The sequence below is a fragment of the Streptomyces sp. I05A-00742 genome (genome assembly GCF_013055795.1).
GTDB lineage: Bacteria > Actinomycetota > Actinomycetes > Streptomycetales > Streptomycetaceae > Streptomyces.
Window position 1 is genome coordinate 20,161 of record NZ_JABETO010000057.1, and the last position, 8,676, is coordinate 28,836.

The 8,676-nt window shown below is 71.9% G+C and carries 7 protein-coding genes, 1 tRNA gene and 1 other RNA gene; 5 read left to right on the plus strand and 4 right to left on the minus strand.

Going from position 1 to position 8,676, the window contains the following annotated elements; translation table 11 throughout:
* The first annotated feature begins 75 nt into the window (after window positions 1–75).
* The gene (locus HN013_RS30170; RefSeq protein WP_171171867.1) at window positions 76–663 is read left to right on the plus strand and encodes a TetR/AcrR family transcriptional regulator; all 588 of its coding nucleotides are present in this window, start codon (window positions 76–78) and stop codon (window positions 661–663) included.
* A 58-nt stretch (window positions 664–721) separates the two neighbouring features.
* On the opposite strand, the gene HN013_RS30175 is transcribed toward HN013_RS30170, so the two are convergent.
* Window positions 722–1,090: a hypothetical protein gene (locus HN013_RS30175; RefSeq protein ID WP_171171869.1), complete on the minus strand. Its 369-nt coding sequence runs from the start codon at window positions 1,088–1,090 to the stop codon at window positions 722–724.
* Between the two features lie 116 nt (window positions 1,091–1,206).
* Window positions 1,207–1,587: a hypothetical protein gene (locus HN013_RS30180; protein ID WP_171171871.1), complete on the minus strand. Its 381-nt coding sequence runs from the start codon at window positions 1,585–1,587 to the stop codon at window positions 1,207–1,209.
* Window positions 1,588–2,193: 606 nt separating this feature from the next.
* Between HN013_RS30180 and HN013_RS30185 the strand changes: the two genes are divergently transcribed.
* Complete coding sequence (locus HN013_RS30185) at window positions 2,194–2,646, plus strand: STAS domain-containing protein (protein WP_171171873.1); 453 nt, start codon at window positions 2,194–2,196, stop codon at window positions 2,644–2,646.
* Window positions 2,647–2,711: 65 nt separating this feature from the next.
* Entirely contained in the window at window positions 2,712–3,350 is a 639-nt protein-coding gene (locus HN013_RS30190; protein ID WP_312018757.1) for a hypothetical protein, read from the plus strand.
* A 72-nt stretch (window positions 3,351–3,422) separates the two neighbouring features.
* On the opposite strand, the gene HN013_RS30195 is transcribed toward HN013_RS30190, so the two are convergent.
* Both HN013_RS30195 and HN013_RS30200 read right to left on the minus strand, forming a co-directional pair.
* The gene (locus HN013_RS30195; protein WP_171171874.1) at window positions 3,423–5,900 is read right to left on the minus strand and encodes a helicase-associated domain-containing protein; all 2,478 of its coding nucleotides are present in this window, start codon (window positions 5,898–5,900) and stop codon (window positions 3,423–3,425) included.
* A gap of 237 nt (window positions 5,901–6,137) precedes the next feature.
* Window positions 6,138–6,222, minus strand: a tRNA-Ser gene (locus tag HN013_RS30200).
* A 122-nt stretch (window positions 6,223–6,344) separates the two neighbouring features.
* Between HN013_RS30200 and ffs the strand changes: the two genes are divergently transcribed.
* Window positions 6,345–6,439: signal recognition particle sRNA small type (gene ffs / locus HN013_RS30205), an RNA gene on the plus strand.
* 116 nt (window positions 6,440–6,555) lie between these two features.
* The coding region (locus HN013_RS30210; RefSeq protein ID WP_171171876.1) for a DNA polymerase III subunit gamma and tau at window positions 6,556–8,676 on the plus strand (2,121 nt) is incomplete at its 3' end.

An 8,676-nucleotide genomic window follows, 5' to 3' on the forward strand; every position in this document is an offset into this window, starting at 1 on the left:
TCTCATTAAGGTAACAGTCGTTACCTTAATTCAACACGGCGGTGTGCGATGGTGTGCGCGAGGAGGTGCCGCCCCATGCCCAGACCCGCCAGCCCGCACCGCAGACGCGAGGTGACCGACGCGGTCATCGACCAGCTGGCCCTGACCGGCGTCGGCAACTTCTCCCTGCGCACCCTGGCCGAGGGGCTCGGCCGCAGCACCCGCGTCCTCACCCACCACTTCAGCGACAAGGACGCCCTGCTCACCGCGGTCCTCGAACGCCTCGACGAACGGCAGCACGAAGCGCTCCGGTCCACGGCCGGGTGGGACGACCCGTCCGTGACCATCAGCTCCATCGTCCGGGCCGCATGGGAACGGAACCTCGGCCCCCGCGAACTGGCCATGACCCGGCTCATCCGCGAGATCGAGGGCCTCGCCTCCGCGGGCAGACTCACCCTCCCCGGCCCCGGCTTCATCCAGGGCCGCGCCGAGTTCGTCGCCACCTGCCTGACCCACCGCGGCCTCCCCGCCCACGACGCCCTGACCCTGGCGACCCTCCTCAACAACGCCTACTCCGGCCTCCTCGGCGACTACCTCATCACCCAGGACTCCGAACGGACCGCAGCCGCCCTCGACGAGCTCTGCTCGTGGATCGACTCGCGGGTCGCGGGCGGCACGCGCTGATCCGGCGGGAGCCAGGGGGGCCAGGCCGGTGGCACGTCAACGAGCAGCCCTTAACCCGCTACACGTCGTCGGCCGGCGCCCGCCTGATGATGAAGGACAGCGGACCGCGGTAGGTCGTGCCGAGCTCCGTCACGACGCCGGGAAAGGGGCCGCGGCCGTACTTCATGCTGCTCACGTAGTTTTCCGGAAGCAGCACCCGATCACCGACCGCAAGCGGTTCGTCCCCGCGCCAGCGATAGGCATACCCATCGACGCCGACCACCTGATCACCGTCCATCTCGTACACGCGGACGGCCTCGTCCAGCTTCTGCTCAAGCTCCTTGACGCGTCGCTCAAGCTGCTCGACCCGGAACCTCGACGAACTCGCGGCCCTCTCGCTGCCGGACTCATAGCCCTCGCGGTAGCCGCGGCGGTGCGCATCGGCCACCGCGCGGTCCTGATCGGTGGCATGCGTACTACACGCAACATCCGACCCGGCTATCCGGATCTTGCATGGCTTCCCCGAACGAGTCGGGCGCCCGCAGGTCCGGTCGTGCTCGCCACTCATGCGTCATCCCCGGCTCGTAGGGGCGCGCTGGCCGAGTAACAGGCTTCCAGCCATTTGGCTTCGTCCAAGCTGAGGATTGTGCTTCCGCACATAGGGATGCTCAGCAGCCCACCGTCGACGCTGACGTTCTTCAGCATCTGCTTCATCTCTTCGGGGGCGGCTTCGGCCATCGTCGTGGTGGGGCCGTCGACCGGACGGGGTTCCCAACCCAGGTCCGAGTGCAGCAAGGTGGCGGATCCCTCGCCTTGCCGTTGCACGAAGACCAGGCGCTCTCCGCAGTCATTGACGAAGTAGGAGACGTAGTCCGTGGCATCGATGGAAAAACCACTCAACTTGGCCAGGAGCTGCCTTAATTCAGTTCCAAAGTTGGCTGTCATGAGTGGAACGCTACCGGGGTCGCGTCGAAGATTTGCGCGATCCGTCGGACTGGCCGCGAAGCGAACCGCGGCAACCGAGGCCGCCACTTGAGCGGAAAGCCGCCCAGCGCGGCGCGGGCTTTGGAAGAGCCCGGTCGGGACAGGAGACCGACGGTCTGCCCGATGTGTCCGAAACAACGGAAGCGGACAACACCTCTCCAGCACGAAGGACGGGCCCGCAGGCGTCCCCACCGCGTACGCGTGATCCCGACTGCCACCGTGGCAGCGATCGCTACGGACGGAGAGCCTGTCAAGTGAGAACGGCGAGAAAAAGCAGCCTCCGTGCCCCTCTTGACCAAGGCTGGGGTCTATGCTGCTGAGTGGACGCCCCAAACCCCGGCGGCGCGCTGTTGCTTGGCGCACGGTGCCTGCGGGGAGCGGACTGTTCGTCCCTTCGCTCAGGGCATCCCCTTAGGGAGTCGACTGGGTCCTCGGCTCCGGAACACGGGCCGCACCAGTGGTTCGCTCGATCGCCCGAACGTCATGACCCGGGAGCAGAGCAGGACGTGCCGAAGCCCGGCACCTTCCCCTGGCACTGTCCCGGCAAGTCTCCTGAACCGAGGCGCCATGTCCGCCCTTCAGATGCTGAACGTCTACCGGCACGACACGAGGAGCCGGGCGCTGATCACCCTGGCCGGTGAGATCGACCAGGTATCCGCGCCCTTGGTGAGCGAGGCATTGGAACGGTGCCTGTGCGAGGGCATCCGCACCATCGACGTCGATCTCACCCCTGTCACCTTCTGCGACTGCAGCGGCCTCAACGCCTTCCTCCGTGCCGCGCACCACGCCATCGCGGCCGGAGGTGCCCTGAGTCTGCATCATCCGCCTCCCACGCTGGTCCGGATCCTCACCCTCACCGGCACCGGCCCCCTGCTCCTGGGTTTCCCGGACCCTGCCACGTCACCTCCCGGTCCGGAAGAGCAGGCCGGAAGCCTTCCGGCACCGCGGCCTGCTCCCACGTACGGGGTCACGGGGCGTCCGGGGGTCCTGGCGCCCGCCGCCCCGGGCGGTGTGCTGTGATGGCCCGCTCCGGGCCGGGGCAGGCACAGAGGCTGGAGGGCTACGCACCGTTGGCGGGGGGCGGGGTGTACTTGCGTGGACTGAGCCGCTGGCAGGCCGAGGGCCAGCGTGAGGACCTGGCGGATCTGTACGTGGAGTCCGCCGACACACGGCCCGGTGAGGAGTACCGCGGCCGCGAGAGCTTTCTGCGGCGCCTTGCCGATGACGTCCGACGGCCCGGGTTCGACATGATGATCGCGGAAGCCACGCGGGCCGGGCGGGCGCCGGCCCTGGTGGGGTGTGCCTTCGGGTTCCCCGTGCGGCGTGACGGCTCCTGGTGGCGGGGGTTCTCCGGGCCGCTCCCGCAGGAGGTCGAGCAACTCACCGCGTCCGGGCGCGTCTTCGCGGTCACCGAGATCGTGGTCCATCCGCACGAGCGCGACCGCGGGCTCGCCGGTCACCTTCAGGAGCGGCTGCTCACCAGCCATCAGGCATCGCTCGGTGCCACCCTGGTGGATCAGGCCGACGGTGCGGCCTGCGCTGCCTTCCGGTCCTGGGGGTGGCAGGACATCGGAGAGTTCCGCCGCCCGCCCGGCCCCACCGTGCTGCGGGTCCTGGTCCTTCCTCTCGGCGAGCGGAGCGCGCCGAAGCCGGACGGCCCGGCGCGCAACGCGGACACCGGGCGGCCCCGTGGAGCGGACGCGATGCAACCCGGGGTGAGGTAACGGCAACCAGTGGCCGGACGGTGCACTCCGGCCGGGCCGCCCGCGTCGCCGGCGGGCGTCCCGGTCCTGCCTCTATATCTCGCTTCGTCCATAGGCTGTGCTGTTCGTGACCGTGTACTCGGTCTGCGCGGGCATGACGCCGTGGATGCGGGAGAGGGCGAATACACGCTCGGCCTCCCGCAGATGGCACCAGGCTTCGAGACAGGGCGGGTCGAGGGCGAGGCGGCTGAGGGTGCGTACGGTGCGGCTTCCAGAGGTGTCGATGTACTCGACCGTGATGGGGGTCCCGGCGTTGAGGGCATGGGCGAGCTGGCGGACATCGCTGTACGACAGCCACTTCGCATACCCGGAGACGATTTCCTCGGTGTCGGTGCCGAAGGGGACTCCGCTGCCGAAGGGATCGGGGGCCGGGGCGTCCGGCGGGGCCGTCAGCAGTCGCACGGCCAAGGCGTTCAGGTTGACGGCGGCCGGAGCCTTCGCCTCGCGGGCGACCACGCTCCGGATAGCCGCGTTGTCACCGTACCTGCGCGGGACCGGGACAGTGGCGGCGGCCCGCCGAGGCCGGGCCCTCTCGATGCGTACGGTTCCCTCGGCCGTCTCGGCGACGGGGGCGTAGCCCTCGGTGCGGAGCGCGGTGAGAGTCTCCTTCAGCGGACTGCGGCCGACCAGCACCGTCGGGGCGACCTGCCGCAGGCCGAGTCGGGAGAGCTTGCGGTTGGCTGCGATTTCGGTCAGGAGGGCGGGCTTCTCGCCGTGGATGACACAGGCGGCGGGGGCGATGCGCACGCGGCCGTGGCGGCGCGCGGTGTCGGCGATGAGATAGGACAAGGGCTGCGGCAGGGGCCCGGCGGCGACCGCGGCCAGGTCGGCCGCGAGGTCGTCCGGGGTGCGGCCGGCGTCCAGGGCCCGGCGGACGCTGTCGGCGCTGAACCGCCACACCGAGGCCGTGCCGCTGGTCTCCCGGTCGGCGGTGGAATTCAGTAGCGCGGTGAGCGGCGCGGTCGGGGTACCGGTGACGACGGCGGTGAGGTCGGCGCCGATCCGGGCCGTCGCGGTGGCCTCGGGCAGCAGCCGTCGACATACGACGGCCAGTCCCTCCGCGTCGTCGGCCGGCAGAGCGGCACCGAGGTCGGACAGGGCGCCGCGGGCGAGTACGCCGAGCAGCTCGGCCTCGCGGATCGCGGCGCCGAACGGTGTCCCGCCCTGCGGCGCCGGGTCGGCGAGCGGCCGGTACCAGGCCACGAGCCGGCCCAGATCCGCAGTGACCCTCGCACCCTGCCCCGCCGGGAGCTCCGCCGTCGCGACGAGCAGCCCCCGCCGGGCTTCCAGGCAGCCTGCGCAGGGTGGCGCCCCGGCGAGTACGGGGAGTGCCCTGTTGTCCTCGTCGCGCGCCCGGGAGGGGGTGAGTGCCAGGTTCCACCACGCCTGAAGCAGCCGGGCGAACTGTTCCGAGGGCTCCTTCGCCGCCCAGGCGTCGTACGCCTCGGTGGGTGCGACGCAGTCGCCGTCGCGTCCCAGCAGTCCGGCCGCGTACGCGGCCTCCAGAGTGATCCGTACCACGGCGTCGTCGGCCTGCGCGGCCTTGCCGATCCGGGCCAGTTCCCGGGCGCCGATCCCGCCGGACTTCAGCCGGGCCGGTGGAGCGGCGGAGCATGCCGACAGGACCGAGGCGGCACGGGCGGCGAACACCGCGGCCGCGGCTGACGCCTCACGGTCCACCTCCGCCGGGGTGACGGACGCCAATCGCACGGAAGGCGGGACGGGTTGGAACGGGGCGCGCCATCCCGGCCCGCGCAACGCGAGTGCCACCTCGGTGGGCATACGGGCCGGTCCGTAACAGCGCCGGTCCTGGACGAGGAGTCCGCGCTCCAGCGCCCATCGCGCACCCGGTTCGAGGTCGTGCCCCGGAGCCCCGATCATGATGAGCTGCGGCTCGCCCGGCCCGGAGCGAGCACGGCCCTCAAGGAGCTCGCGGGCCGCCGTAGGGGCCTTCGCGACCACCGAGGCGACCAGTTCCGGATCGCTGTGGTGCTCCACCAGGGCGGCCAGTCGCTGCTGCTCGGTACTCGGCGGATTGATCCCCAACGCCTCCAGCATGCCGCGCAGTTCATCGGAGGTCGCGCCCGTCAGCAGCTCCTCCAGCGGCGCGTCAAAGTCCAGCGGATCGTCCCACGCCTGCCGCAGCGGTGCGGCCATGCGCAGGGTCCCGTTGCCGTCCTGCCAGACGAGTGCGTGATCGGACAGCACCTCCAGCGTCGCGTCCAGGTGGCGAGCAGCACCGGGGGCCGCCACGCCCAGCAGCTCCGCCAGGGCGTCCCTCGTCGCGCGGGCTCCCAGGGCGACCAGTGCCTCGGCTGCCTGCAAGCACGGCAGCGCGAGCCGTGGAAGGGCGAGTGCCACCGATCCCGGGCGCTGGAGACGGTCCGCCAACTCCCCCACCGAGCGCGGCTCCGGAGGGGACACCGCGTCCTTCCGCGCCGCGAGCACCCGTGCCAGGTGCGGCCCGTCGAGACCGTGCAGCCACGCCTTCAGCGTCGATCCGGACGCCATGGAGACCCCCGCCAGGTACAAGGAACTGCCCGGCCGGACCCCGGTGGGCCCGCCGGGCTCAAGGATGGCGCATCCCCTTGCCCGGATGTGTGGCCTGGCGGAACATTCCCACTTCAAGGGCCCCCTTGTTCAAGGGCCCCCTTTTGCCACCAGGAGTGCTGCCCACACATACCGAGAAACCGAGAAGCCGAGCCACGATCGTGGCTCGGCTTCTCGGTTTGCCTGTTCAGGCAGCTGCGGAGGATACGAGATTCGAACTCGTGAGGGGTTGCCCCCAACACGCTTTCCAAGCGTGCGCCCTAGGCCTCTAGGCGAATCCTCCGCCGCAAACAATACAAGACGTGGAGCAGTGCTCGCGAACCCGATCCGGGAGCAAGATCGAGGACGGGGCGGGGGCCGGGGGAGGGGGCCCGGGTGGGGGGTGGAGTGCGCTAGGGTTGGGGGCAAGCCCCTCACGTGGCGCTATCTCACCCAACTCCCCCAGGGCCGGAAGGCAGCAAGGGTAAGTGGGCTCTGGCGGGTGCGTGGGGGGCCCTTGTGTTTCCGGGGCGGCTGGTCGCTCCGCGGAGGCGATCATGAGGGGCGCCGGGGGCCGGCGGGGGCCGGGTTCTGTGAGCGAGGCCACTTGTCAGTGGGGCCCGATATCGTCGTAGGTGTGTCGTCCCTCGCGCTTTACCGCCGCTACCGTCCCGAGTCCTTCGCCGAGGTCATCGGGCAGGAGCATGTCACCAGCCCGCTGCAGCAGGCGCTGCGGAACAACCGGGTCAATCACGCGTACCTGTTCAGCGGGCCGCGCGGCTGCGGCAAGACGACGAGCGCGCGGATCCTCGCGCGCTGTCTGAACTGCGAGCAGGGCCCGACGCCCACCCCCTGCGGGCAGTGCCAGTCCTGCCAGGACCTCGCGCGGAACGGACGGGGCTCGATCGACGTCATCGAGATCGACGCCGCGTCCCACGGCGGTGTGGACGACGCCCGTGACCTGCGGGAAAAGGCGTTCTTCGGGCCGGCCTCCAGCCGGTACAAGATCTACATCATCGATGAGGCGCACATGGTCACCTCGGCGGGCTTCAACGCCCTGCTGAAGGTGGTCGAGGAGCCGCCGGAGCACCTCAAGTTCATCTTCGCGACCACCGAGCCCGAGAAGGTCATCGGGACCATCCGGTCGCGGACGCACCACTACCCCTTCCGTCTCGTCCCGCCGGGCACTCTCCGTGAGTACCTGGGCCAGGTGTGCGAGCAGGAGAAGATCCCCGTCGAGGAGGGCGTGCTGCCGCTCGTCGTCCGGGCCGGCGCCGGATCCGTGCGTGACTCGATGTCCGTGATGGACCAGCTGCTCGCCGGTGCCGCCGAGGACGGTGTGACGTATGCCATGGCCACGTCCCTCCTCGGGTACACGGACGGTTCGCTGCTCGACGGAGTCGTCGAGGCCTTCGCGTCCGGCGACGGCGGGGCCGCGTTCGAGGTCGTTGACCGGGTCATCGAGGGCGGCAACGACCCCCGGCGCTTCGTCGCCGACCTGCTGGAGCGGCTGCGCGACCTCGTGATCCTCGCCGCCGTGCCGGACGCCGCCGAGAAGGGGCTCATCGACGCCCCGGTCGACGTCGTCGAGCGCATGCAGGCCCAGGCGTCCGTGTTCGGCGCCGGAGAGCTCAGCCGCGCCGCGGACCTCGTCAACCAGGGCCTGACGGAGATGCGCGGCGCCACCTCCCCCCGGCTCCAGCTGGAGCTGATCTGTGCCCGCGTGCTGCTGCCCGGCGCCTACGACGACGAGCGTTCCGTCCGGGCCCGGCTGGACAAGCTGGAGCGCATGGGGCTGAGCGCGGGCCCCGCCGCGGGCATGGCGGGCGGGTTCGTGGCGGCCCCGCAGCCAGGGCTCTCCGCCGGTTACGAGCCCGGTCCCCATGGGCACGACCCCGCCGCCACCCCGGGGCTCTCCGGCCCCGCCGCGGCCCGCGCGGCCGTCTCGGGAGCCGGCCCGGGAGCCGGTGCGGGGACGCCCCTGCAGTCCGCCCCTGCCCCGACCCCGGCTCCCGAGCCGGTGGCCGCGGCGGCCCCTGCTCCTGAGGCCCCTGCTGCGGCCCCGCAACACGCTGCCGCTCCGCAGTCCGCACCGGCCGCGCCTCGGCCCGGCGCCTGGCCGACGGCGACCACCCCCGGCCAGGGCGCCGCCCCTGCCGCTCAGCCCCCTGCCGCTCAGCCCCCCGCGTCCCAGCCCGGCGCTTGGCCCTCCGCCGCCGCGCCGCAGGCCCCCGCGCAGCCCCAGGCCCCCGCGCAGCAGTCCCAGCCGGGTGGCTGGCCCGCCGCCGCGCCGCAGCAGGCACCCCAGCAGGCGGCCCCCTCGACCCCGGCCCCCGCCGCCCAGCCGCAGGCCCGCGGCGGCGACGTGAACCAGGTCCGCCAGATGTGGCCGCAGGTGCTTGACGCCGTCAAGAACCGTCGCCGTTTCACGTGGATCCTGCTCAGCCAGAACGCCCACGTCAGCGGCTTCGACGGCACCACGCTCCAGGTGGGCTTCTCCAACGCCGGAGCCCGCGACAGCTTCGCCAACGGCGGCAGCGAGGACGTCCTCCGCCAGGCCCTCAGCGACTCCTTCGGCGTGCAGTGGAAGATCGAGCTCGTCGTCGACGCGGGCGGTGGCCCGCCCGGCGGCGGACCGTCCGCCGGCCCCGGCGGGGGCGGGGGCTTCGGCGGCGGGAGTGGCTTCGGTGGTGGCGGAGGCGGAGGGTTCGCCCCCGCCGCGCCCGCCGCCCCCCGCCCGCAGGCCGCCGCGCCGGCG

Coding starts and splice junctions, on each gene's coding strand:
- HN013_RS30170 (WP_171171867.1), top strand. CDS start 76: ATGCCCAGACCCGCCAGCCCGCACCGCAGACGCGAGGTGACCGACGCG.
- HN013_RS30180 (WP_171171871.1), bottom strand. CDS start 1,587: ATGACAGCCAACTTTGGAACTGAATTAAGGCAGCTCCTGGCCAAGTTG.
- HN013_RS30185 (WP_171171873.1), top strand. CDS start 2,194: ATGTCCGCCCTTCAGATGCTGAACGTCTACCGGCACGACACGAGGAGC.
- HN013_RS30195 (WP_171171874.1), bottom strand. CDS start 5,900: ATGGCGTCCGGATCGACGCTGAAGGCGTGGCTGCACGGTCTCGACGGG.